Source organism: Pseudomonas sp. NBRC 111119 (assembly GCF_001320125.1).
Lineage (GTDB): Bacteria > Pseudomonadota > Gammaproteobacteria > Pseudomonadales > Pseudomonadaceae > Aquipseudomonas > Aquipseudomonas parafulva.
This window is the reverse complement of sequence record NZ_BCAV01000041.1, coordinates 50,683-72,712: the sequence shown is the minus strand read 5'-3', so window position 1 is coordinate 72,712 and position 22,030 is coordinate 50,683. Positions and strand designations below refer to the sequence as shown.

The 22,030-nt window shown below is 59.2% G+C and carries 25 protein-coding genes; 9 read left to right on the top strand and 16 right to left on the bottom strand.

The genetic code is table 11. From position 1 onward, the window contains the following. Nucleotides 1-41 precede the first annotated feature (41 nt). The 4 genes from APH25_RS15835 to APH25_RS15820 all read left to right on the top strand — a co-directional run bounded on the left by APH25_RS15835 (nt 42) and on the right by APH25_RS15820 (nt 2,749). Complete coding sequence (locus APH25_RS15835; RefSeq protein ID WP_060482561.1) at nt 42-665, top strand: GIY-YIG nuclease family protein; 624 nt, start codon at nt 42-44, stop codon at nt 663-665. A gap of 22 nt (nt 666-687) precedes the next feature. Next, a complete protein-coding gene (locus APH25_RS15830; protein ID WP_060482560.1) occupies nt 688-1,296 on the top strand; it encodes a hypothetical protein in 609 nt (202 codons plus the stop codon). Nucleotides 1,297-1,361: 65 nt separating this feature from the next. After that, nucleotides 1,362-2,183, top strand: a complete 822-nt coding sequence (locus APH25_RS15825; RefSeq protein WP_156333188.1) for a hypothetical protein — start codon at nt 1,362-1,364, stop codon at nt 2,181-2,183. Then, nucleotides 2,183-2,749 (top strand): hypothetical protein, encoded by a 567-nt coding sequence (locus APH25_RS15820; RefSeq protein ID WP_060482558.1) that lies wholly within the window; start codon nt 2,183-2,185, stop codon nt 2,747-2,749. Before APH25_RS15825 ends, APH25_RS15820 begins: the two co-directional genes overlap by 1 nt. A gap of 215 nt (nt 2,750-2,964) precedes the next feature. On the opposite strand, the gene APH25_RS15815 is transcribed toward APH25_RS15820, so the two are convergent. The 7 genes from APH25_RS15815 to APH25_RS15785 form a co-directional block, all read right to left on the bottom strand. Beyond that, complete coding sequence (locus APH25_RS15815) at nt 2,965-3,237, bottom strand: DUF3077 domain-containing protein (RefSeq protein WP_060482557.1); 273 nt, start codon at nt 3,235-3,237, stop codon at nt 2,965-2,967. Nucleotides 3,238-3,338: 101 nt separating this feature from the next. Beyond that, nucleotides 3,339-3,599, bottom strand: coding sequence for a hypothetical protein (locus tag APH25_RS15810; protein WP_060482556.1), 261 nt, complete (start codon nt 3,597-3,599; stop codon nt 3,339-3,341). Between the two features lie 368 nt (nt 3,600-3,967). Next, nucleotides 3,968-4,390 carry a hypothetical protein gene (locus APH25_RS15805; protein ID WP_060482555.1) on the bottom strand — a complete coding sequence of 141 codons (423 nt, stop codon included), beginning with the start codon at nt 4,388-4,390 and terminating at the stop codon, nt 3,968-3,970. A 61-nt stretch (nt 4,391-4,451) separates the two neighbouring features. Further along, nucleotides 4,452-4,772 carry an AzlD domain-containing protein gene (locus APH25_RS15800; protein ID WP_028634647.1) on the bottom strand — a complete coding sequence of 107 codons (321 nt, stop codon included), beginning with the start codon at nt 4,770-4,772 and terminating at the stop codon, nt 4,452-4,454. After that, nucleotides 4,751-5,452, bottom strand: a complete 702-nt coding sequence (locus tag APH25_RS15795) for an AzlC family ABC transporter permease (protein WP_060482553.1) — start codon at nt 5,450-5,452, stop codon at nt 4,751-4,753. Before APH25_RS15795 ends, APH25_RS15800 begins: the two co-directional genes overlap by 22 nt. After that, complete coding sequence (locus tag APH25_RS15790) at nt 5,449-5,931, bottom strand: GNAT family N-acetyltransferase (protein ID WP_060482552.1); 483 nt, start codon at nt 5,929-5,931, stop codon at nt 5,449-5,451. Before APH25_RS15790 ends, APH25_RS15795 begins: the two co-directional genes overlap by 4 nt. Beyond that, the gene (locus APH25_RS15785) at nt 5,915-6,661 is read right to left on the bottom strand and encodes a 2OG-Fe dioxygenase family protein (protein ID WP_060482551.1); all 747 of its coding nucleotides are present in this window, start codon (nt 6,659-6,661) and stop codon (nt 5,915-5,917) included. The genes APH25_RS15790 and APH25_RS15785 overlap by 17 nt, the downstream gene beginning before the upstream one ends. Nucleotides 6,662-6,855: 194 nt before the next feature. Here APH25_RS15785 and APH25_RS15780 point away from each other — a divergent pair, with 194 nt between their 5' ends. Next, nucleotides 6,856-7,716 (top strand): LysR family transcriptional regulator, encoded by an 861-nt coding sequence (locus tag APH25_RS15780; protein ID WP_042141636.1) that lies wholly within the window; start codon nt 6,856-6,858, stop codon nt 7,714-7,716. A gap of 236 nt (nt 7,717-7,952) precedes the next feature. Next, on the top strand, nt 7,953-9,593 hold the full coding sequence (mqo, locus tag APH25_RS15775; protein ID WP_060482550.1) for a malate dehydrogenase (quinone): 1,641 nt from the start codon (nt 7,953-7,955) through the stop codon (nt 9,591-9,593). A 64-nt stretch (nt 9,594-9,657) separates the two neighbouring features. On the opposite strand, the gene APH25_RS15770 is transcribed toward mqo, so the two are convergent. Next, a complete protein-coding gene (locus tag APH25_RS15770; protein ID WP_028634652.1) occupies nt 9,658-9,993 on the bottom strand; it encodes a helix-turn-helix transcriptional regulator in 336 nt (111 codons plus the stop codon). A 48-nt stretch (nt 9,994-10,041) separates the two neighbouring features. Here APH25_RS15770 and APH25_RS15765 point away from each other — a divergent pair, with 48 nt between their 5' ends. Next, nucleotides 10,042-11,133, top strand: coding sequence for an NADH:flavin oxidoreductase/NADH oxidase (locus APH25_RS15765; RefSeq protein ID WP_060482549.1), 1,092 nt, complete (start codon nt 10,042-10,044; stop codon nt 11,131-11,133). Here APH25_RS15765 and APH25_RS15760 read toward each other — a convergent pair. Together APH25_RS15760 and APH25_RS15755 are read right to left on the bottom strand one after the other, a co-directional pair. After that, the gene (locus tag APH25_RS15760) at nt 11,130-12,098 is read right to left on the bottom strand and encodes an EAL domain-containing protein (RefSeq protein WP_060482548.1); all 969 of its coding nucleotides are present in this window, start codon (nt 12,096-12,098) and stop codon (nt 11,130-11,132) included. The genes APH25_RS15765 and APH25_RS15760 overlap by 4 nt on opposite strands. Before the next feature lie 115 nt (nt 12,099-12,213). After that, complete coding sequence (locus tag APH25_RS15755) at nt 12,214-14,295, bottom strand: carboxy terminal-processing peptidase (protein WP_028634654.1); 2,082 nt, start codon at nt 14,293-14,295, stop codon at nt 12,214-12,216. A 144-nt stretch (nt 14,296-14,439) separates the two neighbouring features. On the opposite strand from APH25_RS15755, the gene APH25_RS15750 reads away from it, so the two are divergent. Next, nucleotides 14,440-15,402: an NAD(P)H-quinone oxidoreductase gene (locus tag APH25_RS15750; RefSeq protein WP_060482547.1), complete on the top strand. Its 963-nt coding sequence runs from the start codon at nt 14,440-14,442 to the stop codon at nt 15,400-15,402. 100 nt (nt 15,403-15,502) lie between these two features. Here the strand turns inward: APH25_RS15750 and APH25_RS15745 are convergent, their stop codons facing one another. From APH25_RS15745 to APH25_RS15720, 6 genes are all read right to left on the bottom strand, one after another. Next, entirely contained in the window at nt 15,503-16,156 is a 654-nt protein-coding gene (locus tag APH25_RS15745; protein ID WP_060482546.1) for an HAD family phosphatase, read from the bottom strand. A gap of 12 nt (nt 16,157-16,168) precedes the next feature. After that, a complete protein-coding gene (locus APH25_RS15740) occupies nt 16,169-17,158 on the bottom strand; it encodes an ABC transporter ATP-binding protein (protein ID WP_028634657.1) in 990 nt (329 codons plus the stop codon). Between the two features lies 1 nt (nt 17,159). Further along, nucleotides 17,160-17,954, bottom strand: a complete 795-nt coding sequence (locus tag APH25_RS15735; RefSeq protein WP_177331189.1) for an ABC transporter permease — start codon at nt 17,952-17,954, stop codon at nt 17,160-17,162. Continuing rightward, the gene (locus tag APH25_RS15730; protein ID WP_060482544.1) at nt 17,944-18,783 is read right to left on the bottom strand and encodes an ABC transporter permease subunit; all 840 of its coding nucleotides are present in this window, start codon (nt 18,781-18,783) and stop codon (nt 17,944-17,946) included. The genes APH25_RS15735 and APH25_RS15730 overlap by 11 nt, the downstream gene beginning before the upstream one ends. Beyond that, the gene (locus APH25_RS15725; RefSeq protein ID WP_060482543.1) at nt 18,780-19,586 is read right to left on the bottom strand and encodes an alkaline phosphatase family protein; all 807 of its coding nucleotides are present in this window, start codon (nt 19,584-19,586) and stop codon (nt 18,780-18,782) included. The genes APH25_RS15730 and APH25_RS15725 overlap by 4 nt, the downstream gene beginning before the upstream one ends. A 330-nt stretch (nt 19,587-19,916) precedes the next feature. Continuing rightward, nucleotides 19,917-20,978, bottom strand: coding sequence for an ABC transporter substrate-binding protein (locus APH25_RS15720; RefSeq protein ID WP_060482542.1), 1,062 nt, complete (start codon nt 20,976-20,978; stop codon nt 19,917-19,919). 326 nt (nt 20,979-21,304) lie between these two features. Between APH25_RS15720 and APH25_RS15715 the strand changes: the two genes are divergently transcribed. Then, nucleotides 21,305-22,018, top strand: a complete 714-nt coding sequence (locus APH25_RS15715) for a UTRA domain-containing protein (RefSeq protein ID WP_028634662.1) — start codon at nt 21,305-21,307, stop codon at nt 22,016-22,018. The last annotated feature ends 12 nt before the right edge of the window (nt 22,019-22,030 follow it).

The window sequence follows — 22,030 nt, the reverse complement described above, 5'->3', positions numbered from 1 at the left end:
CCTTTGGATAGCATCGGGGCTTATCACAAGGATGTTTAACTATGCTCAGTCGCTCCTTCAAAGAAACTATCAGGTCCGTGGTGGAGGCTTCTCAACAGCCCCTGACACCGCAAGAGATTAAAGAGGTCGTAAAGGCCCAATATCCAGAATTCCATGGTACGCCTTCACACCTTCGCAACGTTGAGCGGGGTCACTACACTACGTTAGATCATGCACTGTTGGCGCAGATTTATGGGGTGGTTAGGACCAATGATGAGTTTTTCTGTGACTACTCCACTAAACCTTATAAGGTATCGCTGACTACTGGTGAGCTTGCTGAAGATGCACCTGAGCTTGATGACTTTGATACATCCGTCGGAAACGTCTACGTGTTTAAAACAGGCACCTATACTCAGCAGGGTCGCGAGATCATTAAAATAGGCTTCACATCTCAAAATATAGAAAAGCGAATTTTGCAACTCTATACAACTGGTGTGCCTTTCGAGTTCTCCGTTCACAAGGTTTACTCAACTCGCAATTTTATTGAGCTTGAGCAAGCGCTGCACAAGTTGCTGACAAACTTTAGAATCAATAGGTCTCGAGAGTTTTTTACTGATGATGCTCTTCCATTTATTGATGGGGTGGTGGAGATTCATAGGTTGATTCAGGCGGAAGCTAAGCAGTAGTTTTTGTGATAAGGAGTTTGAAATGCCAAGGATTACACTAACAGATGTTGTAGATATTATTTCTAAGTCGGGCACGCCCAAGGCAACGAAAGTAAATCAGATAAAATATCGTCAGGCTTATTCTCCGCAGACTGATTTTTATAAGCCTTTAAGGGAGTGGATTGTCTCTATCCATCAAAAAAATCATCCAAAAAATCAGTTAGGTGATGTGCTGAAGTTTCTTACGGACGAGAAAAAAATAAAAAATTATCCTAAAGCTATTAGTGGTTATGAGAAGTGGTGGGGAAGGAAGGTTATCAGTTGGGGATTTTCTTTTAGTGCCGTTTATAGTTATCAGAATGTTGATATAGGCATAAATCCAGAGCTGGGGTTGGTGGTGGATGGAGTTCCGTATCTCATAAAGCTTTATCTGAAAGACGAACCTCTCCATAAGCTTCGAGTCGATGTTATTTTGGCACTAATGCAGTCTGCATTAAGTTCTGGCTTGCCTCAAAATTGCAAGATGGCTATTTTGGATGTTAGAAATAGTAAGCTATTTTGTGCAAATTATGATTCGGCGTCTCTTGAGAAGTTGATGCGAATGGTGAATGCTGAGTTAGCTTATGTTGCGACGCTATGGGATCAAATATAGGTGTGGTGTGTGAGCGTGGGTATTTTTAGTTTGTATCTTGTTTAGGTTTAAATTGGGGTGTTGGAATGGATATAAAGGAAGTAAGTTTGATTTTACGTGTTGAGGGCGGAGTTGCCGATGAAGGTTTACTGGATGTGTATGATGCTGCGAACACGATCACAGGTCTTGCTCGGGCTGTGAATTTGGTGGCCCATGCTTTTGCAAATAATGAAGAGGTGAGGACAAAAAACCAAAGCGCAAAAGGCGCGCAGGCATTTATTCATTCATCAAAGAAAGGGTGTTTTGAAGAACAGGTTGATATCCGTTTTGGGGAGAAAATCGCGAGAAAGATAGGTGGCACTGTTTTAGTTAATGTTTTTTGGGATTACTTGAGTTGGACATTGTCAAGTTCCGTGGGCGTGGAGTATGAACCCCAAACGCCATATGTAAAGAAACTTGCCTCTAAGAAGGAGCTGTTTATTCATGAGGTGGCAGACGCGCTCGAGTCTCCGATGTATCTAATACATAAGGCTGTTATGAGTGATGAGAACGTTAAGATTTTCTTCAATCGCCCAAGGGTAGGCGATGCGCTAACGCTAGGAATTGATACGCTCGACTATGTGACGGTAAGAGAGGTTCAGGCTGATAGCGAATATATAGTGGGGAATGTTACTAAGGTAAATGTCCTTAGTCATTTTGGCCGATTATTCTCTGATGAAGAAGGTAAGGTGGTATCTTTTGCGCTAGCTCACCCTGACGATCACAGATTGAAAGGACTTTCATTGAAGTCGATGCAAGAGCACAACGACGGATTGCCTGGTAAGGTACATCTTCGGGTGAAAAAAGTCGTGAGTGCCAGTGGCGTAGTGAAGCGGTATATAGTTGAAGATATTTTAGAGATATTGTAATGGCTGATCCATCACAGTACTGTATGGTTGTGATAGACGTTTGCTTGACCATGAGCGAATGGGCCTCCTGCTGGCAGGCACTCGGGGTTATTGCCATGGTTGTATTTGGTACAGTTGGCTTGTATAAGATCTATCAGGAGTTGCGTAGGTTAGATGAGCAGAGATTAAAAGAATTACAGGATAAGGATATTTCTGCGCGGTTGAAGAGGACTGAATTTTTTCTAGCTCAGCATCGTAGATTATTTGATGATAAAGATCTGTCTGAAGTTCTATGCCTTGTTGATTCTGATGATGTGCGTCTTGCCAACAAAGATATGTGGGATAAAAAAAGAAAGCTGATGGCTTTCTTTGAAGAAATTGCTTTGCTCGTTCGATCAAATCAGATCGATCGGAAGGTGGCTTATTATATGTTTGGATATTATTCCTATTGTGCTATGTACGGTAAAAATTTCAATGAGGGTATAGATGTTTGCCAAGAGTACTGGGGGCTTTTTTTTGAGTTTGCGACAAATGCCAAAATTTATAACGATAGTGTTATTGGAATGCCACCAGAAATAGCTCTGTAATTTATGTCGTTCAAGAGGTTGTCTTGACATTGTGTCTGTCGATGTCGTTCGGAAATTGGATTTCTGGAGCAGATTTCTGTAGCACAAAGGACGTAAACCCATTAACGGCAGTGTTTTCAAGGTGTTCAGAGTATTTGTCCGCTGCTCCCTATCTCTCCGCCATACAAGATGAAGCCCCTGTCAGCGAAAGCTTTCAGGGGCTTTTTGGTTTTTGGCTATTTTTTCATCATCCCCAACTCAGCATCATCCAGCAGCGCCTTGGCCATGGCGCTGAGGTAATGCGAGGCCCAGATCAGTTTCTGGTCGCCTTCCATCAGCCCGGTGATGATCAGGTCGCGAACGTAGCCCATCAGTTCGGAGGCTTGTTCGCGGGCGTCCTGGCAGGGGATGCCGGGCTCTATGCGGAACAGGGGGTGGGTGTTGTTTTCGCCTTGGTAGAAGCAGGTCTTGCCGACGGTGGTGGGGTCTTTTGGGGCGTCGGTTGGCATTGTGGTATTTCCCTGGAATTTGCGATGGCTCTGCTGGCCCCTTCGCGGGTAAACCCGCTCCCACTGGGGGACGGGGTGTGCCCGCGATGGGGCCAGGCCTGCTAGTGCAAGCTGTGCGGTTCGGCGGTTATCGGCGAGCGCATCTGCAGTTGCATCAGTGCCGACTCGACCAGGTCCTGCACTGCCTCCATTTCATGGATGACCGCCTGCATCACCACCGAGCTGTGTGCGGTGGGTTGAAGCTGCACGGATTGGCGGGCGACGCACAGAGCGCAGCGTATATATTCCGAGGAATGGGCGAGGGTGTCTTGGAGGGTTTGTGTGGCCAGCCGATAGGGAGGATCGGGGACTATCTTGCGCATGAAAGCTCCTTGGGTAAGTGGAGCCGCCTGGCAACGCTGTCAAACGAATGGAGGCAGCTATACACAGGTTGACAGACCGGTTACCCAAGAACCCGGCGCACACGAATGTGCCCCATGCACAGCTGCCATAAAGCGCTGAACGGATACTTGAGTGATCGGCCTGTCAAAGCCGGTCGTTGATTTTGCAACGACCAACCGAGACTAGAACGCGACCCAATCCGTCGCAACAGTTTGAGCAGTTCGGCAGTATGTTTGGGAAATGGCCTACAAGAAAGGGAATAATTCTGATCGTTGAAGCTGTAGGACGAAAAACAGCTATCCATCGCTATCTATTGCTATAACCGCCGCTGGACGTGCCGCACAGCCGGCTAATCCACAATCTCCTGCAATACCTGCCCCAGATCGAGCTCCATCGACAAGGCAATAAAACTCACCTTGTCATCCCTACCCACCGGGTAAACGGTAGCCTCGCTGTCCGCCGGCAACACCACCTGATCGCCGCTTTCAAGCAGCTGTTGCGTGCCATCAGCCCGTTTGATCTGCAACCCACCCGAGGTTGTAAACAGCAGCAGGTCATTGACCGGCGCCAGTTGCGCAGCCGTGCGCAGGTGGCGGTATTCAACAATCCAGCCATCAACCAGAAACGTCTTGCTCAACTCGTAGTTCAGCGAGCACTTCAGTGACAGGCTGCTCATGGCCGCTATCACCTGGTCGTGGGGCAGGCCCTTGGGCATGAGGCGCGCAAACTCGCTTAAATTTGCAAGTGTCACCTGTTTGCGTGCTTGGCTCATGCCGGTTTCCTTGTGAGTGGCGGGGTGCTGCGGGCGGGGTGCTGCGTTGGGAGGGTTCACGTCACGACCACAGCGTGATCGCGATGTGTGCGCCGATCCCGGCCGCCACGCTGAAAATCAGGCTGCGGGTGAAATAGGCAACCAGCGCCACCGGTATGGCGGCCAGCATGTCGGCGTTCACTGCCATCAGCGTGCCGTCCTTGGCCATCAGCAAGGCTGGCACGGTGATGCTGGCGATGATCGCCACGGGCAGGTATTCGATGACGTCGTTGAACACCTTGGGCGTGCGCTGCATCCTGAACAGCAGCGGCGTGGCGCGGGTCAGGTAGGTGATCGCCATCATCAGCGCCACCGCAGCGATCAGGTACTTTTCTTCAGGCATAAGCCAACTCCACAACCCACGGCAGTTGCCACGAATACATTGAGGGGGGAAGGGAAGAACGCGTTGAGCAGGCACGTGGTGGCAATCACTACCAGGGCAACCACCAGCTTGGGGCGGCTGTTGCACAGTGAAACCAGCACGTAGATCATCATGGCGGTCAGGGCGTAGTCCAGCTTGAACTGCGAGAACCGGTGCAGGGCGTCGGACGCCACTGCGCCCAGCAGCGCGCCGGCAATCCAGCTGGCATGGCACCAGGTATTGAACTGCAGCAGGTAGCCGGGCGGGGTGTATTTGCGGCTTTGCAGGCGCTGGCTGTGCAGGGCGAACGACTCGTCGGTCAGGCCGAACGCATACAGCAGCTTCTGGGTTTTGCTGATACCCAGCCCCTCGCTCTGCTTGGCCATGTACATGGCCATCAGCATGTGCCGCGAATTGATCAGCAGCGTCGACACCGCGATCGAAAGCAGCGGTGCGCCTGAGGTGATCAAGGCCAGTGCGGCAAACTGCGCCGCCCCGGCGTACACGAACACGCACATGGCCACCGGCAGCCACAAGGGCAGCCCGGCGTTGATGCACATCACGCCGAACACGAAGCTCACCACGAAATAGCCGGTGATCACCGGCAATGCGTCGAAGAAACTTTCCTTGCGCCATACCGGTTGCAATGCGAGGTCGGTCATAGGTCGACCTCGCAGGTGATTTCACCGCGTGTCTGGCTGAAGCCCTGTTTGTTCCAGAAGTGCATCGCCGAGGGGTTGGCCTCGTCGATGAACAGGAACACCCGGCGGATGCCATGCTGGCGGAAGTCGTTGAGAATCGACGTGGTCAGCGATGTGCCGATGCGGCTGTGCCGGTAATCCGGTGACACGGCCAGGTGGTTGATGGTGCCGCGCGTACCCATCGCCCCACCGGCCACTGCGCCGATGATCGCCCCGCTGTGGTTCTCGGCCACGTAGCAGAAGGTGCTGTCCGAGCCCAGCAACCCCTTCAGCAAGTCTTCGTTCTGCCAGTCGCAGAACGACACTTCGTTGAACCGCTTGAGAAAGCTGACCAGCCGCGTGGCATAGAACGGCGTAGCCTTCTTGATGGTCAGGCCGTTGATGTGGTCGGGCGTGGCAACCTTGCGCGCTGCCAGCTCCAGGCTATTTGACAATGTCATGTTCGCTACCCGGGCGGGAGAAGGAGATGGCGATGATCTGCCGGTAGCCCATTTCCGATTCGCTGGGGTTGATGGCCGGGGTTACGTAGTGCTGCAGTTCGCGGTCGAGGAAGTACGTGGTGTCGAGAATTTCCTGGTAGGTGCCCGAGTCGATCACGTTGGACTGTTTGTCGTAGACCTTGCTGGTGGCGCCTTCAACGTTGTGGCGGCCCCAGAAATGCACGCCGCTGAAAGGGTAGCCGTCGCAGTGGATACCTTCGGGGGTGATTTCGATCTGCGCGCCGGGTTTGATCTCGATGCGAATCTGGTGCACCTGGCACTGCCAGGTCACATCGTGCAGTTCTTCGGGCAGCACCGCCTTGTAGACGTCGAAGTCCAGTTTGATTAGGGCGCGCAGCACCGGCGAATTGAACACGTCGCTGGACACGTCCTCGAAGTGGCGCCGCATGCCGCCCACATATTGGTTGTGCTGCTCGGACTGCTCATAGGCGCGGTGTTCCAGCTGTTGCAGCTCGCCGGTGACCGGGTTGAAGTCGAAGTCGCTGTAGCGGCGGTAGCGGGTGCCTTTTTCGGCCTGGCCGTAGTAGCGGTCGACACCCATGGTTTCCCAGCTCTTGGAAAACGACACGAAGTGGCCAAACCCGCCGCTCAGGGCAAAGTCGCTGCCCAGTACGTTCACCGTCTTGTTCTGGCGCAGGGCGTCATCAATGTTCCGTTTGAGTGTAAGCATTGGCATCTCTTCCAGTTGAAAAACTGGGCGCCAATCTAGCAGGCGAAATGATGGCAGAAACTTCACTTTTTTTTGAGGTGCCTCAACCGTCACTTGCTGGCGGGCGACCGGCCGAGCAGACAGGGCAGGGGTTCTGCGGTATGCTCTCAGGCCTTGTTGCACGCGGGTTCGCGCGAGTGGTGGAGGGGAGTCGAATGGATATCAAGGTGCTTAAGAACATCGCCAATGTCGCCCGTACCGGGTCGATCACCGATGCGGCCGAACAGGTACACGTCACCGTCCAGGCGCTGGCAGCGCAGTTGAAGAAGCTGGAGGACCATTGCGGCTTCAAGCTGTTCGACCGCACCAATAAAGGCGTGTCGTTGACCCAGGAAGGGGTTGGCATACTGCCCCACATGCTCGAAATCGTCCGGTCTTCCGAGCGTATGCAACTCAAGATCAAGCAGTTGCGTGAGCGCCAGAGCCAGCCGCTGCGCGTCGCCCTGAACAGCACCCTGTCGATGGAAATCAACCAGCAGGTAATGGCTGGCGTGGCCAGCAACCTGTCCGGCTGCAGCCCGATCTTCAGCTGCTCGGAGTCCCCCGACAACCTCACCAAGCTGGCCAAGGGCGAGGCTGACATGGTGGTCATCCTGGGGGACAGTGTGCCCGACGGTTTCTATTCGGTGTCGCTCAAGGGCCTGCGCATCGAAGTGGTGGCCTGTTCCGTCAGCGAGGGCACAGCGCCGTCCGTCGTGATCAAGCCGTTACCCGAATGCCCCTACTCGTCGATTTTTGCACGTTTCGCCGACCGCCAGAGCGGTGGACTGGACGGGGCCACGGTGTTCCATTCCGGCAGTGAAATTGTCAGCGTGTCGATGATCAAGAGCTTTGGCGGCATGGGCGTGCTGTCGCGTGCAGTGGCCGAAACCAACGGGCTGTACGTATGGCCGGGCTATTCGGAGTTCCTCGACGTGTACCTGGTGATGAAGGAGCCGTGGATCGTCGAAGAGGAATTCCCGCAGTTCTGCCCGGTGCCTTCGCCCGTTTGCGGCTTCGATGCCATCAGCGCGTAACCTACGGGCCTGAGACAACCTGTCGCCTTGCACCCAGGCGGCCAATTTGTTTGTGCTGGCATTTCAGTTACAATCAGAAAAACGATTCAGTGACGTCGGTCAATACGACAAAAGCCAGAATCGTTTTCTGGTTCTCTGGCAGCCCGACAATGATCAATAACAAGCACGCGCTGAAGAACACGCTTTATCTGGGCCAGCCACAGGCCCTACTCCGTTCTCCTGACTGGAATTGATCAATGTTCAAGAAAGCTGGCAAGACCCTGCTGGGTCTGGCTGTCGCTGCAACTGTCATGCAAGCGCACGCCGCAGAAACCAAGAAAGTCGACGTGCTGCTGGTCGGCGGCGGCATCATGAGCTCCACCCTGGCCGTGTGGCTGCACGAGCTGGAGCCAAGCTGGTCGATGGAAATGGTCGAGCGCCTGGACGGCGTCGCCGAAGAAAGCTCCAACGGCTGGAACAACGCCGGCACCGGCCACTCCGCACTGGCCGAGCTGAACTACACCCCGGAAGACAAAGACGGCAACATCAACATCTCCAAGGCCATCGAAATCAACGAGGCCTTCCAGATTTCCCGTCAGTTCTGGTCCTGGCAGGTACGCCAGGGCGTGTTGAAGAACCCGCATTCGTTCATCAACACCACCCCGCACATGAGCTTCGTCTGGGGCGATGACAACATCAAGTTCCTGAAGAAGCGCTACGAAGCGCTGCAGGCAAGCCCGCTGTTCCGCCCGATGCAGTACTCCGAAGACCACGCGCAGATCGCCAAGTGGGTACCGCTGATGATGGAAGGGCGTGACCCGAACCAGAAGCTGGCCGTGACCTGGACCCCGATCGGTACCGACGTGAACTTTGGCGAGATCACCCGCCAGTTCGCCGCGCACCTGCAAACCCAGAAGGGCTTCGACCTGAAGCTGTCCAGCGAAGTGCAGGACATCAGCCGCAACAAGGACGGCTCCTGGCACGTCGAGTACAAGAACCTGAAGGACGGTACCCAATCGGCCACCGACGCCAAGTTCCTGTTCATCGGTGCCGGCGGCGGCGCGCTCAAGCTGCTGCAGAAGTCGGGCATTCCTGAAGCCAAGGAATACGCAGGCTTCCCGGTAGGCGGCTCGTTCCTGGTGACCGAGAACCCCACCATTGCCATGCAGCACATGGCCAAGGCCTACGGCATTGCTTCCACCGGCGCGCCACCCATGTCGGTACCGCACCTGGACACCCGCGTGCTGGACGGTAAGCGCGTGATCCTGTTTGGCCCATTTGCCACGTTCTCCACCAAGTTCCTGAAGAACGGTTCGTACCTGGACCTGCTGAGCAGCACCACGACGCACAACCTGTGGCCAATGACCCGCGTGGGCATCGATCAGTACCCGCTGGTCGAGTACCTCGCTGGCCAGCTGATGCTGTCTGACGATGACCGCTTCGCTGCCCTGCAGACCTACTTCCCGCATGCCAAGAAGGAAGACTGGAAACTGTGGCAAGCTGGCCAGCGCGTGCAGATCATCAAGCGCGATGAAGAAAAAGGCGGCGTGTTGAAGCTGGGTACCGAAGTGGTAGCGTCTCAAGACCGCACCATCGCCGGCCTGCTGGGCGCCTCGCCAGGTGCTTCCACCGCAGCGCCGATCATGCTGAACGTGCTGGAAACCGTGTTCAAGGAAAAGGTCGCTACCCCAGAGTGGCAGGCCAAGATCAAGGAAATCGTTCCGAGCTACGGCACCAAGCTGAACGATTCGGCAGCGGCCACCCAGAAAGAGTGGAACTACACCGCCGAAGTGCTGCAGCTTGAAAAACCGCCGGTGATCGACGAAAGCGTTGGTACCAGCGTTGCGGCGCCAGCCAAGCCGGTTGAAAGCAAACCAGAGAACGACATGGCGCTGTAAGCAGCCGCAGTGTTGTGATCAGAAGCCACGGGGGTAACCCTGTGGCTTTTTTTTTGAGTGCAGCTCAATGCTGGCGCAGGATGCAGGCCAGCAAACCAGGGAAGCGCTCGGCCAGCATCTCGCTGCGCAGCGAGTTCATGTGAGTGGTGCCCACATTGCGGGTGTACACCAGCCCTGCGTCACGCAGCACGCGAAAATGATGGGACATGCTCGACTTCGGCCGCCCGCCGTCCAGCTCGCCACAGCTGGCTTCCGCCACGCCTGCCAGGTGGCGCACGATCCCCAGGCGCACGGGGTCGCTCAAGGCGTACAGCACGCGTTCAAGAATAAGGTCATCAGCGGTGGGATGTTTGTAGGCTCGCATGGTCTGCATGATACCGGGGCTTTTCATTATTGCCATAGTTCGATTATGATCGAACTACCGTATTCAATGAACCTGGAGTTTTCCATGGCCGCGCTGTTCGAACCCTTCACCCTCAAAGACATCACCCTGCGCAACCGCATTGCCATTCCGCCGATGTGCCAATACATGGCCGAAGACGGCATCATCAATGACTGGCACCACGTGCACCTGGCGGGCATGGCTCGCGGTGGTGCTGGCCTGCTGGTCGTAGAAGCCACTGCCGTATCGCCGGAAGGCCGCATTACCCCCGCCTGCGCCGGCATCTGGAGCGACGCACATGCCCAGGCATTCGTGCCGGTGGTGCAGGCGATCAAGGCCGCAGGCGCGGTGCCCGGCATCCAGATTGCCCACGCCGGTCGCAAGGCCAGCGCCAATCGCCCTTGGGAGGGTGACGACCATATCGCCGCAGGCGACCCCCGGGGTTGGCAGACCATCGCGCCGTCGGCCATCGCCTTTGGTGCCAACTTGCCGAAAGTGCCCCAGGCCATGACCCTGGAGGACATCGCCCGGGTCAAGCAGGACTTCGTCGACGCCGCGCGCCGTGCCCGCGAGGCCGGCTTTGAATGGATCGAACTGCACTTCGCCCATGGTTACCTGGGCCAGAGCTTCTTTTCCGAGCACTCCAACCAGCGCACCGATGCCTACGGTGGCAGCTTCGACAACCGCAGCCGCTTCCTGCTGGAAACCCTGGCAGCCGTGCGCGAGGTGTGGCCTGAGCACCTGCCGCTCACCGCGCGTTTCGGGGTGCTGGAATATGACGGCCGCGACGAGCAAACCCTGGCCGAGTCGATCGAACTGGCGCGCCGCTTCAAGGCCGGTGGGCTTGACCTGCTGAGCGTCAGTGTCGGGTTCACCATCCCGGACACCAACATCCCGTGGGGCCCGGCGTTCATGGGGCCGATCGCCGAGCGCGTGCGCCGTGAGGCCCAGTTGCCGGTGACGTCGGCCTGGGGCTTTGGTACGCCGCAACTGGCTGAAGGCGCCCTGCAGGCCAACCAGCTGGACCTGGTTTCGGTCGGCCGCGCGCACCTGGCAGACCCACACTGGGCGTACTTCGCAGCCAAGGAGCTGGGGGTGGACAAGGCCTCGTGGACGCTACCGGCGCCTTACGCGCACTGGCTTGAGCGTTACCGTTAAGTGAGGGGTTGGGGGCTGCTGTGCAGCCCCTGGCAAGCTGCAGGGTGCGGTGGCAGGGCGTGCCGGGGGATCAGCCCGCAGGGGCGGCCCTCGGCATCCACCACTTGCATCGCATCCAGGTGCTGATGGCGGTCAAACATCTGCAGCAGGTGGGCTACCGTGGCGTTCAACCGCACGGTAGGTTGGCCGGGCAACAGGGCGTCGGCCAGTACAGGCAGGGCGTAACCGCCAGGTATGCCCACCGCCTGCGGCCGCCCAAGCAAGTAGCCTTGTACCAGGTCTACGCCCATCTCCATCAGCACCTGCAGTTCCTCCATCAGCTCGATCCCTTCGGCAATCACCTGTGCCTTGGACGCCCGCGCAATTTGCAGAATGGAGCCCACGAACTCGCGCTTGAGCGGGTCCAGGTGGATGCCATCGATAAAGTGGCGATCGATCTTCACGTACTCGGGGCGTAGCTCCGACCACAGCCGCAAGCTGGAATAGCCCGCGCCCAGGTCATCCAGGGCAATGGAAAAACCCATGTCCCGGTAGTGGTGCAGCGCGTTGGACAGCAGCTGGAAGTCGTCCGTGGGGGTGTGTTCGGTCAACTCGATCACCACCCGGCTTGGCGGCAGGCCGGCCTGTTCGAGCAGCTTCAGGGTCAGCCCAGAAGGGTAGTGCGGCTCCAGCAACGACTCCGGTGACACGTTGAGGAACAACTTGCCCTGCAGTTGCTGCTGGCTGAAGCCCCGGCAAGCGCTTTCGCGGCAGGCGGCTTCCAGTTCTGTCAGCCGGCCGCCCTGGCGGGCAATGGCAAACAGGTTCAGGGGGGCATGCAGCGGGCTGTTGGAGGGGCCGCGGCTCAAGGCTTCGTGGCCGAACACCCGCGCTTCGCTCAAGCAGATGATGGGCTGGAACAGGCTGTGAATACTGCCGTGTGCCAAGATGGCACCCAAGGCACTGAGCTGTTCGGCAACGGTCATGAGGTGTCCTTGAAAATGAAAGGGCCGGGCATTCACATGCCCGGCCCATATTTCACGACAGCGCGATGACTGTTTGATGACAGCTGATTTTATTTAGCCATCATCCAGGCTTGCCCTATTTTTTGGCCATCTTGGTGCTTGCACTCAGGTAGTCGATCAGAATACGACCGGTTTCGGAGAGGTAGGCATCATCTTCTGGCTTGGTGTCTTCGTCCTCGGCGGGCAAGGCATCCTCGTCCACCTTTTTCAGCTCCTTCAGTGGCTCTTCACCCTTGGCCTTGCGGCGGATGTTTTCCAGCGCCAGTTGCTTGGCTTCCACTTCATCGTGGCGCGCTCGGCGCTCCTGCTCGTTCAGGCTGACGGTCTTTTCGTTCATCAGTTGCTGCGTCAAGGCCAGGCGGTCGCGGATGTAGGTGAACTCTGCGTCCTTGTCGCTGCGCGCCTCATGCTGCGCCTTGAGCTGGGCCAGGTAAGGTTTGAACGGGTCGACGGCTGGCTTGATCACCGGGCGAATGGTGTCCCACGGCATGGCCTCGGGCAGTGCACTTTCGCCGATTTCCTTGGTGTCGATGATCGACGGGTAGTCGATGTCCGGCAGCACGCCCTGGTGCTGGGTGCTCTGCCCGGAGACCCGATAGAACTTCGCCAGGGTCAGTTTCAGCTCGCCATGGTTGAGCGGCTGGATGGTCTGCACGGTGCCTTTGCCGAAGGTCTGGCCGCCGATGATCAGGGCGCGGTGGTAGTCCTGCATGGCGCCGGCGAAAATCTCCGATGCCGAGGCGGACAAACGGTTGACCAGCAACGCCAGCGGGCCTTTGTAGAAGGCACCTGGGTTTTCGTCTTCAAGCACATCCACACGCCCGTCACTGTTGCGTACCAGCACGGTCGGGCCTTTCTCGATGAACAGGCTGGTCAGTTCGGTGGCCTCTTGCAGCGAGCCGCCACCGTTGTTGCGCAAATCGATGACCACGCCGTCGACCTTTTCCTTCTGCAGCTCGGTCAGCAGCTTTTTCACGTCGCGGGTGGTGCTCTTGTACTCCGGGTCCCCGGCGCGGTAGGCCTTGAAGTCCAGGTAGAACGCCGGGATCTCGATGATGCCCAGCTTGTAGTCGCGCCCGTCCTGCTTCAGCTTGAGCACCGATTTTTTCGCGGCCTGCTCTTCGAGCTTCACGGCTTCACGGGTGATCGACACGATCTTGCTGGTCTGGTCGCTGGGCGCATTGCTGGCCGGGATGATTTCCAGCCGCACCACCGAACCTTTGGGGCCACGGATCAGCTTGACCACTTCGTCCAGGCGCCAGCCGACCACGTCGACCATTTCCTTGTTGCCCTGGGCCACGCCGATGATCTTGTCTGCCGGCGCAACCTGCTTGGTCTTGGCGGCGGGGCCTGCGGGCACCAGGCGCACGATCTTCACCTGGTCGTTGTCACTTTGCAGCACCGCACCGATGCCTTCGAGCGACAGGCTCATGTTGATGTCGAAGTTTTCGGCGTTATCCGGCGACAGGTAATTGGTGTGCGGGTCGTAGGACTGGGCGAAGGTGTTGATGTACGCCTGGAAGATATCCTCGGCACGGGTCTGGTCCAGGCGCGCCAGCTGGTTCTTGTAGCGCTTGATCAGGGTTTCCTGGATCTGCTTGGGGTCCTTGCCGGCGATCTTCTGGCGCAGCACTTCGTCCTTGACGCGCTTGCGCCACAGGTCGTCGAGCGCGGCCTGGTCTTTCAGCCACGGGGCATCCTTGCGGTCGATCAGCAAGGTTTCGTGGGTGGTGAAGTCGATCTTGTCCACGCCCTTGTTCAGCTCGGCCAGGGCGAAGTCCAGGCGCTGCTTCACGCGGTCCAGGTAACGTTTGTAGATGGTGAAGCCCGGTTCCAGGTTGCCGCTTTTCAGGAAGTCGTCGAACTGGGTCTTCCACTTGTCGAACTCGGCAATGTCTGCGGCCGTGAAGTAACTGCGTGCCGGGTCCAGCAGCTTGATGTAACTGTCATAGATGATGACCGAACGGGCGTCATCCAGCGGCGGCTTGCTGTAGTGGTGGCGCTTGAGCAGCTCGACCACATTGAGGCTGGCGACGATCTCGTCGCGGTCGGGCTGCAGGCTGTCCCATTTGTTGGCGGCCGCCGCATTGCCGCCGAGCGCGAGGCTGCCAAGGCCAATCATGAATGCCAGGGCGGTGCTAGGTAGGTAATGCTTCATGCTGATTCGACGTGGGGGCAATTGATCACGCATAGTAGGCCGTCTTTTCCGTTCGCCGGTTCCATAAAAACCGGGCGCATACTGCAAAAAGCCTGGGCACGGGGTGGCCCAGGCTCGGTCATATGATTCAACTATGGAGGCACTGTGAAGGCATTGCAAGGCGTTGACGGACATGTGGCCTGGGTCGAAGCCGAACGCCCGGCTTGTGACGCGGGGCAGGTACGCATTCGGGTGGCTGCGGCAGGCTTGAACCGCGCCGATCTGCTGCAAATGAAGGGTTTGTACCCACCGCCGCCGGGTGCCAGCCCCTACATGGGCCTGGAGTGCGCTGGCGTGGTCGCCGAAGTGGGCGCTGGCGCCGACTGGCGTGTAGGCGACCGGGTGTGTGCCTTGCTGGCCAGCGGCGCCATGGCCGAAGAAGTGGTGGTGGATGCCCGCCACGTGCTGCCGGTGCCCGAGGGCCTGAGCCTGCACGAGGCGGCGGCGCTGCCGGAGGTGTATGCCACCGCCTGGTTGAACATCTTCCAGCTGGGGGCCGTGAAGGCCGGTGAGAAGGTGCTGGTACATGCCGGTGCCAGTGGTGTGGGCTCGGCGGCCATCCAGCTGTGCAAGGCATTCGGCAACCCGGTGTGGGTCAGCGTTGGCTCGCAGGATCGCTTGAACCATTGCCAGGCACTGGGCGCGGCAGGCGGCGTGGTGCGTAACCAGAACCTGAATGAGCTGGAAGGCTTCGGCCCGTTCGACGTGATTCTCGACCCGGTGGGCGCCAGCTACGGCGAGCTCAACCTCAAGCTGCTGGCCCGGGATGGGCGCTGGGTGATCATCGGCGTCATGGGCGGGCGCAAATTCGAGGTGGACCTGGCGCAAGTGCTGGGCAAGCGTGCGCAGATTACCGGGTCTACGCTGCGCAACCGGGATGACGGGTTCAAGGCCGAGCTGCTGCGCGACCTGCAACAGCAAGTGTGGCCTCTGTTCAGCGAAAGGCGCTTGTCGCCGCTGCTGGTGGATACCTACGCGGTCGAGTTCGCCCAGGCGGCGTATGCCGAGCTGGAAGGCAACCAGGTGTCGGGTAAGCTGGTGATTGTGATAGACCCGAGCCTGGTTTAAGCAGGCCAGGCCCTTCGCGGGTAAACCCGCTCCCACAGTGATTAGGGCTGCCCCCAGATGAGCGGTCATTTGGGGGCGGGGCTGCTCGCGATGAGGCCGGTCAGCTCCAGGCCAGGACCGGCCAGCCGTTGGCCTGGGCATGCTCGCGCAGCGCCGGGTCCGGGTTTACCGCGTAAGGGTGGTCCACCTTCATCAGCAAGGGCAGGTCATTGCGCGAATCGGAATAGAAACTCGCCCCTTCCAGGTTTTCCTGCTCCTGGTCCAGCCACGCCATCAGGCGGGTGATCTTGCCCTCGCGGTAGGTCAGCACACCGCGGGTGCTGCCGGTGTACACCCCGTTGTGCGCCTCCAGTTCGATCGCCAGGAACTCGTCCACCCCCAGGCGCGCCGCAATTGGCCCCACCAGGTGGTTGCCGCTGGCCGAAATGATCAATATGCGGTCACCGCGCCGGCGGTGCTCGGCAATACAGCGGCAGGCATCACCGAAGATGATCGGTTCGATCACGTCCTCCACCCACGGCTCCACCAGGTGCGCGACTTCTTCCAGGGTGCGCCCGGCGATGGGTTCCAGGCTGAATGCCATGTATTCCTCCATTCGCAGGTGGCCCTTGCCGTAGGCATCCATCAGTTGCTGGTCGCGGCGCAGAAAGGCCTCGCCATCCACCCAGCCCAGGCGGGCCATCTGCTCGCTCCACAGCGACGCGCAGTCGCCATGGATGAGGGTTTCGTCCAGATCGAAAATGGCCAATGCCATGTATGAATCTCCTTAAGCCACTTCCCTAAGCGCCGTCGGGTCGATCGACACGCTCACCCGTTGGCCGTCCGCGTGCAGGTCGGCCGGTGAGCGGTTCAGCACATCGACCACCAGCTCAACCTCGCGCACTTGCACACGATAGCGGATTACGTTGCCCAGCAGGCTATGGCTGCGCACTTCGGCATCCAGCTCGCCTTGCAGGCCCAGCGTGATGGACTCGGGGCGGATCGCCAGGCGGCTGGCTACCGGGCGCTGCAGCAGGCGGCTGGCAGTGTCGGCATCAAGCAGGTTGTAGTTGCCGATAAAGCCTGCGGCAAACAGGTCGACCGGTGCGGTGTAGAGGGTTTCGGCGTCGCCGCTCTGGACGATGCGGCCCTGGTTCATCAGGAAGATGCGGTCGGACATGGTCAGCGCCTCTTCCTGGTCGTGGGTGACGAAGATGGTGGTCAGGCCAAGCTCGCGCTGGATGGCGCGAATCTGTTCGCGCAGGTGCTTGCGGATGCGCGCATCCAAGGCTGAAAGCGGTTCGTCCAGCAGCAACAGGCGCGGGCGGGTGACCAGCGAGCGGGCCAGGGCCACGCGCTGGCACTGGCCACCCGAGAGCTGATGCGGGTAGCGCCCGGCAAAACTGCCCAGCTCTACCAGCTCCAGCGCCTCACGCACACGCGCCAGGCGCTCATCGGGCTTGACCTTCTGCATGCGCAAGCCAAATGCCACGTTCTGCTCCACGGTCATGTTGGGGAACAGCGCGTAGCTCTGGAACACCATGCCGATGCCACGTTTTTGCGGGCTCAACGGCACGATATCGGTGCCATCGAGCAGGATCTGCCCGCTGTCCACTGGCGTCAGGCCGGCGATGCAGCGCAGCAAGGTCGACTTGCCGCACCCGGAGGGGCCCAGCAGGGTGACGAACTCACCCCGCTCGATGTGGCAGTCGATGTTGCTGAATACCGGGTTGCCGGCATAGCTTTTTTGCAGGTTCTGTACGCTGACGAAGCTCATGTCAGGTCTTATCCTTGTTCAGGCGGTTGGCGACCCAGGTGAGTACCAGTACGAAGGCGAAGTACGAGATCACCAGTGCGCTGTTGAAATGGCCACTGCTGTTGCGCATGTTGTTCAGGTACACCTGCAAGGTTTCGTAGCGGGTGCCCACCAGCAGGTTGGCAAACACGAACTCGCCAAACAGGAACGAGAACGACAGCAGCAGCGCCACCATCAGGCCCTTGCGCAAGTTGGGCAGTACCACCAGCAAGGCTGCCTGCCAGGTACTGGCCCCCAGCAACTGGGCGGCGTCCATCAGGTCGCGCAGGTTGATGGCCTGCAGGTTGTTGGTAATGGCGCGGTACATGAAGGGCAGGGCGATGGTGAAGTAGCAGCCGATCAGGATCCACGGCGTGCCCACCATCGCCATCGGCCCGCTGCCGTACAGGTTCAGCAGCCCCACGGATGACACCACGGGCGGCACTGCGAAGGGCAGCAGGATAAGTACGTTCATCAGCGCATCAAGCCGGGGGAAGTGGTAGTGCACCACGAACAGCAGCGGCAGGATGACCACCACCGAGAGCACCAGCGCGCCCACGCACACCAGCAGCGACTGGCCGAATGCTGCCAGAAAACGCGGTTCGCTCCACAACGCCACGTACCATTTGAAGGTGAGGCCGCTGGGCAGCAACGTGGCTGACCAACTGGTGGCCAGCGAGTAGAGCAGGGTGCCGGCCAGGGGCAGCAGCAGGATGAGGAACAGCAGGTAGACCACCGCGCGGTGGTACCACCCGGCGTTGTTGGCTTCAGCGCGCATGATAGCTCCGTTTCAACAGCCATTGATGCACCACCGTGACCACCGTCATCAGCCCCACCAGCACCATCGCCAGGGCGCTGGCCAGGTTGGGGTCCAGGCTGATGTCACCGGCCACCAAACCGGCAATGCGGATGGGCAGTACGTTGAAGTTGCCGGTGGTCAGGGCGTAGACGGTAGCGTAGGCGCCCAGGGCATTGGCCAGCAGGATCACGAAGGTGCCCAGCAGTGCCGGGGTAAGCACCGGCAGGCCGATATGCCGCCAGTACTGCCAGTGGCTGGCACCCAGCAGCGCCGCCGACTCGCGCCAGTCTTCACGCAGCGCGTCGAAGGCCGGGTACAGCAGCAGTACACCGAGGGGGATCTGGAAGTAGGTGTACACCAGGATCAACCCGCCCTTGGAATAGATGCTGAAGTCCTCCAGCAGCCCGGCCTGTTTCAGCAGCAAGGTGAGCGCGCCATTGAAGCCCAGCAGGATGATGAAGGCGAACGCCAGCGGCACGCCGGAGAAGTTGCTGGTCATGTTGGCGAAGGCGCTGACGAAATCCCGCAGCCTGGAGTCCACCTGGCGCAGTGAATACGCGCCCAAGGTGGCGATGACAATGCCGAACAGGCTCGACCAGAAGCTGATTTCCAGGCTGCGCTGCAGGGCCTGCAAGTAGAACTTGGAGGCAAACACCTTGCCGAAGTTGTCCAGGCCCCAGCCTGCATCCGACTGCAGGCTGCCGATCGCCACCCAGGCCAGCGGGGCAATCTGGAAAATGACGAAGACAATGGCGAAGGGCAGCAGGCAGAGCACGGCGAGGTAGCGACTACGGGTGCCATTGTTCACTTGAGCAGCTCCCGGCACACAGGTTTGTCGTGAGCGGCGCCAAGCAGCTCGCAGATGGTCCCGCACAGTTCGGTCTGCAGCGGCTTGGCTGCCGGGTCAAGGCTGAAGGCGTCGCCGAACACGAACAGCGGGACCTCGCGCTCTTCGGTCAGCAGCCCATTGTGTGAGCGGTCGTTGTTCATGCCATGGTCGGCGGTAACCAGCACCTGGTAACCCTCTTCGAGCCAGCCAGGCAGGTAGTCAGCCAGCAGAATGTCGACGCTGCGGGCTGCGTTGCGATACTGGCTGCTGTCCAGGCCGTGATGGTGGCCGACATCGTCGATGCTCATCGGGTGTACCAGCAGAAAGTTGGGGGCGTGGCGGCGGCGCAGGTATTCACCGTCGGCCAGCAGGTGCGAATCGGGGTAGCGGTCGTCCCAGTAGAACAGGCCATGCTGGATCGGCAGCTTGGGTGCGTGGGTATGGCGGTCGCGCTGGGGGTCGAAAGGTGAGCGGTTGTACAGCTCGCTCATCCAGTGATACGCCGCAGCCGCAGTGCCCAGGTTGGCTTCGCGGGCGTAGTGGAACACGCTGCGCTGGTTGGACAGCCGGTTGACGTTGTTGTGCACGATGCCACTGTCGATGGGGGGCACCCCGGTAAGGATGCACTCGTACAGCGGCCGGGACAGCGACGGCAGCTCGCACTCCACCCGATAGAGCGCCGCACGGTCGGCCTCGACGTAGGCGTGCAGGTGCCCCATGGCATGGCGGGCGACCTGGAAGTTCAGGCCGTCGAGCAGGACCAGGATGACGTTGCGTTGCATGGTGACTCCAAAGGTGAACCGCGTTGGCCTCTTCGCGGGTGAACCCGCTCCCACAGGATCAACACAAGGCTACGGCCTGTGGTGCTCCAGCAGGATCAACACAAGGCTACGGCCTGTGCTGCCCCAGCAGGATCAACACAAGGCTAAGGCCTGTGGAGCCCCAGCAGGATCAACACAAGGCTAAGGCCTGTGCTGCCCCAGCAGGATCAACACAAGGCTAAGGCCTGTGCTGCCCCATCAGGATCAACACAAGGCTAAAGCCGGTGTTGATCCTGTGGGAGCGGGTTTACCCGCGAAAGGGCCCGTTCAGGCGCCAGATAGCCCAGCCCCTCACTCCATCTCGATGATGACCTGCTCCTGCCACAGCTGCGGCAGCTTCTTGGAGGTGGCCTCCCAGGCATCAGCATTCTTGATCGGTTGCGCAGTCAGATACTGCTCGTTAGGCAGCAGCTTGGCCTGCACCTCAGCCGGCAGCTTCAGGTGCTCGGCGCGGATCGGCCGGGCGTAGCCGCTGGCCAGGTTGATCTGCCCGGCGTCGCTGAAGATGTACTCACGGGTCAGCTTGGCCGCATTCGGGTGCTTGGCGTACTTGTTGATGATGGTGGTGTAGCCCGAGGTGACCGAGCCATCCGCAGGGATCAGCACTTCAAAGCGCTTGGGGTCGATCTGGTCACGGTAGCTCAGGCCGTTGAAGTCCCATACCACGCCCACTTCCACTTCACCCTTCTCAAGTGTCTGGATGGTCGGGTTGGCCAGCGACAGGCGCTTCTGCTGGGCCAGCTTGGTGAACAGTTGCAGGCCAGGTGCTACGTTGCTTTCGTCGCCCTTGTAGGCAATAGCGGCCGCCAGCACGCCGTTTGCAGCCTGGGCGGCCGTACCGACGTCCCCGATGGCAACCTTGTACTTGCCTTTTTCCAGGTCGTGCCAGGTAGTGGGGCGGTCACCTTCCTTCACCAGGTCCTTGTTGATGATGAAGGCGATGGTACCGGTATAGGCCAGCGCCCAATGGCCGTCCTTGTCACGGGCCCACTCCGGGATCTGGTCCCAGGTGCTGGGCTTGTACGGCTGGCTCACGCCCTTGGCGATGGCGATGGGGCCGAAGGCGGCGCCAACGTCGCCGATATCGGCACTGGCGTTGTCCTTCTCTGCTTCAAACTTGGCAATTTCCTGCGCCGAACTCATGTCGGTGTCGCTGTGCTTGAGCCCATACTTGCTGGCCAGGTCCTGCCAGGTGCCTTTCCAATTGGCCCAGGCATCGGGCATGCCCACGCTGTTGACGGTGCCTTCCTTGCGGGCGGCTTCTTCGAGTGCCTTGAGGTCTTCTGCGGCCATGGCCGTGGTGCAGAATGCGATGGCCGAACCGAGCAGTGACGCCATGAACAACTTTTTCATCCGTAGCTCCTTGGGTGGGTGCCTGCAACCGAACGTTGTTATGAGTGAAGCCGTTGTCTGCAGCCTTTGGTCTAGGTCAGCAAACCTTGAGCCAAGGTAGGCCGCTTGCGTGACAATTTGATGTAGGGCCCGGCCTGGGTATTTGGCGGCGAACCCCTGGCACTACAGCGTAGACCAGTTCCTGCCGGCGTCCGGGCGGCCCTGGCCCGATTCTGGCAACGTCGGCGCACAGCCTGTCACAGGATGTTCATCCGCCCTGCATAGGCTTGCAGCACGTGCCAGATGCCCCGTTGTGGGGCTGGCCTAGTCCAGATAGGTAACCTTTGATGCAGCCGATGCCACCACGGGCGGTAACAGCCATCTGCCACGCCCTGCAAGAGCAGATCGAGCATGGCCTGCTGATGCCCGGCGGCAAGCTGCCGGCAGAACGCCGCCTGAGTGAGGTGTTTGCCACCACGCGCATCACCCTGCGCGAGGCCCTGGTGCAGTTGGAAGCCCGAGGGCTGATCTACCGTGAAGAACGCCGCGGCTGGTTCGTCGCCCCCCAACGCCTGACCTACGACTTGATCGAGCGCAGCCATTTTCACGCCATGGTGCGTGAACAGGGGCGGGTGGCCAGCACCGAGTTGCTGTCTGCGCGGCTGCAACCGGCTTCGGCCACCATCTGTGCGCGCCTGCAGCTGCCGCCGTTGTCCAGTGTGGTACGCATTTGCCGGCTAAGGCGGATCGACGGCAGGGCGGTACTGTATGCCGAGCACTACCTCAACCCGCAGTATTTCCCTGACGTGCTGCAGCAGGACCTGGGGCGTTCGCTAACCGAGATCTACGAGCGGGTCTACGGGCTGCGCTACGGGCAGGTGTGCTTCGAGATTCTGCCAACCGCCTTGCCCACCGAGGCGGCCGGTGCGCTGAAAGTTTCCGTGGGCAGCCCGGGCTTGCACATCACCCGGGTCAACAGCGACCAGCACGGTCACCTGATCGACTGCGACCTCGAGTACTGGCGGCACGATGCAATCCGCATCCGTGCTCAAGCCGGCTGACCCATGTGCTTG

Bases quoted from the DNA above. Each gene is read 5' to 3' on its own strand.
- APH25_RS15770 (WP_028634652.1), bottom strand. From the start codon at position 9,993: ATGGCAATAATGAAAAGCCCCGGTATCATGCAGACCATGCGAGCCTAC.
- APH25_RS15720 (WP_060482542.1), bottom strand. From the start codon at position 20,978: ATGAAAAAGTTGTTCATGGCGTCACTGCTCGGTTCGGCCATCGCATTC.
- APH25_RS15765 (WP_060482549.1), top strand. From the start codon at position 10,042: ATGGCCGCGCTGTTCGAACCCTTCACCCTCAAAGACATCACCCTGCGC.
- mqo (WP_060482550.1), top strand. From the start codon at position 7,953: ATGTTCAAGAAAGCTGGCAAGACCCTGCTGGGTCTGGCTGTCGCTGCA.
- APH25_RS15760 (WP_060482548.1), bottom strand. From the start codon at position 12,098: ATGACCGTTGCCGAACAGCTCAGTGCCTTGGGTGCCATCTTGGCACAC.
- APH25_RS15780 (WP_042141636.1), top strand. From the start codon at position 6,856: ATGGATATCAAGGTGCTTAAGAACATCGCCAATGTCGCCCGTACCGGG.
- APH25_RS15825 (WP_156333188.1), top strand. From the start codon at position 1,362: ATGGATATAAAGGAAGTAAGTTTGATTTTACGTGTTGAGGGCGGAGTT.
- APH25_RS15800 (WP_028634647.1), bottom strand. From the start codon at position 4,772: ATGCCTGAAGAAAAGTACCTGATCGCTGCGGTGGCGCTGATGATGGCG.
- APH25_RS15735 (WP_177331189.1), bottom strand. From the start codon at position 17,954: ATGCGCGCTGAAGCCAACAACGCCGGGTGGTACCACCGCGCGGTGGTC.
- APH25_RS15755 (WP_028634654.1), bottom strand. From the start codon at position 14,295: ATGAAGCATTACCTACCTAGCACCGCCCTGGCATTCATGATTGGCCTT.
- APH25_RS15715 (WP_028634662.1), top strand. From the start codon at position 21,305: ATGCAGCCGATGCCACCACGGGCGGTAACAGCCATCTGCCACGCCCTG.
- APH25_RS15835 (WP_060482561.1), top strand. From the start codon at position 42: ATGCTCAGTCGCTCCTTCAAAGAAACTATCAGGTCCGTGGTGGAGGCT.
- APH25_RS15795 (WP_060482553.1), bottom strand. From the start codon at position 5,452: ATGACCGACCTCGCATTGCAACCGGTATGGCGCAAGGAAAGTTTCTTC.
- APH25_RS15725 (WP_060482543.1), bottom strand. From the start codon at position 19,586: ATGCAACGCAACGTCATCCTGGTCCTGCTCGACGGCCTGAACTTCCAG.
- APH25_RS15820 (WP_060482558.1), top strand. From the start codon at position 2,183: ATGGCTGATCCATCACAGTACTGTATGGTTGTGATAGACGTTTGCTTG.
- APH25_RS15790 (WP_060482552.1), bottom strand. From the start codon at position 5,931: ATGACATTGTCAAATAGCCTGGAGCTGGCAGCGCGCAAGGTTGCCACG.
- APH25_RS15810 (WP_060482556.1), bottom strand. From the start codon at position 3,599: ATGCGCAAGATAGTCCCCGATCCTCCCTATCGGCTGGCCACACAAACC.
- APH25_RS15830 (WP_060482560.1), top strand. From the start codon at position 688: ATGCCAAGGATTACACTAACAGATGTTGTAGATATTATTTCTAAGTCG.
- APH25_RS15785 (WP_060482551.1), bottom strand. From the start codon at position 6,661: ATGCTTACACTCAAACGGAACATTGATGACGCCCTGCGCCAGAACAAG.
- APH25_RS15815 (WP_060482557.1), bottom strand. From the start codon at position 3,237: ATGCCAACCGACGCCCCAAAAGACCCCACCACCGTCGGCAAGACCTGC.
- APH25_RS15745 (WP_060482546.1), bottom strand. From the start codon at position 16,156: ATGGCATTGGCCATTTTCGATCTGGACGAAACCCTCATCCATGGCGAC.
- APH25_RS15740 (WP_028634657.1), bottom strand. From the start codon at position 17,158: ATGAGCTTCGTCAGCGTACAGAACCTGCAAAAAAGCTATGCCGGCAAC.
- APH25_RS15805 (WP_060482555.1), bottom strand. From the start codon at position 4,390: ATGAGCCAAGCACGCAAACAGGTGACACTTGCAAATTTAAGCGAGTTT.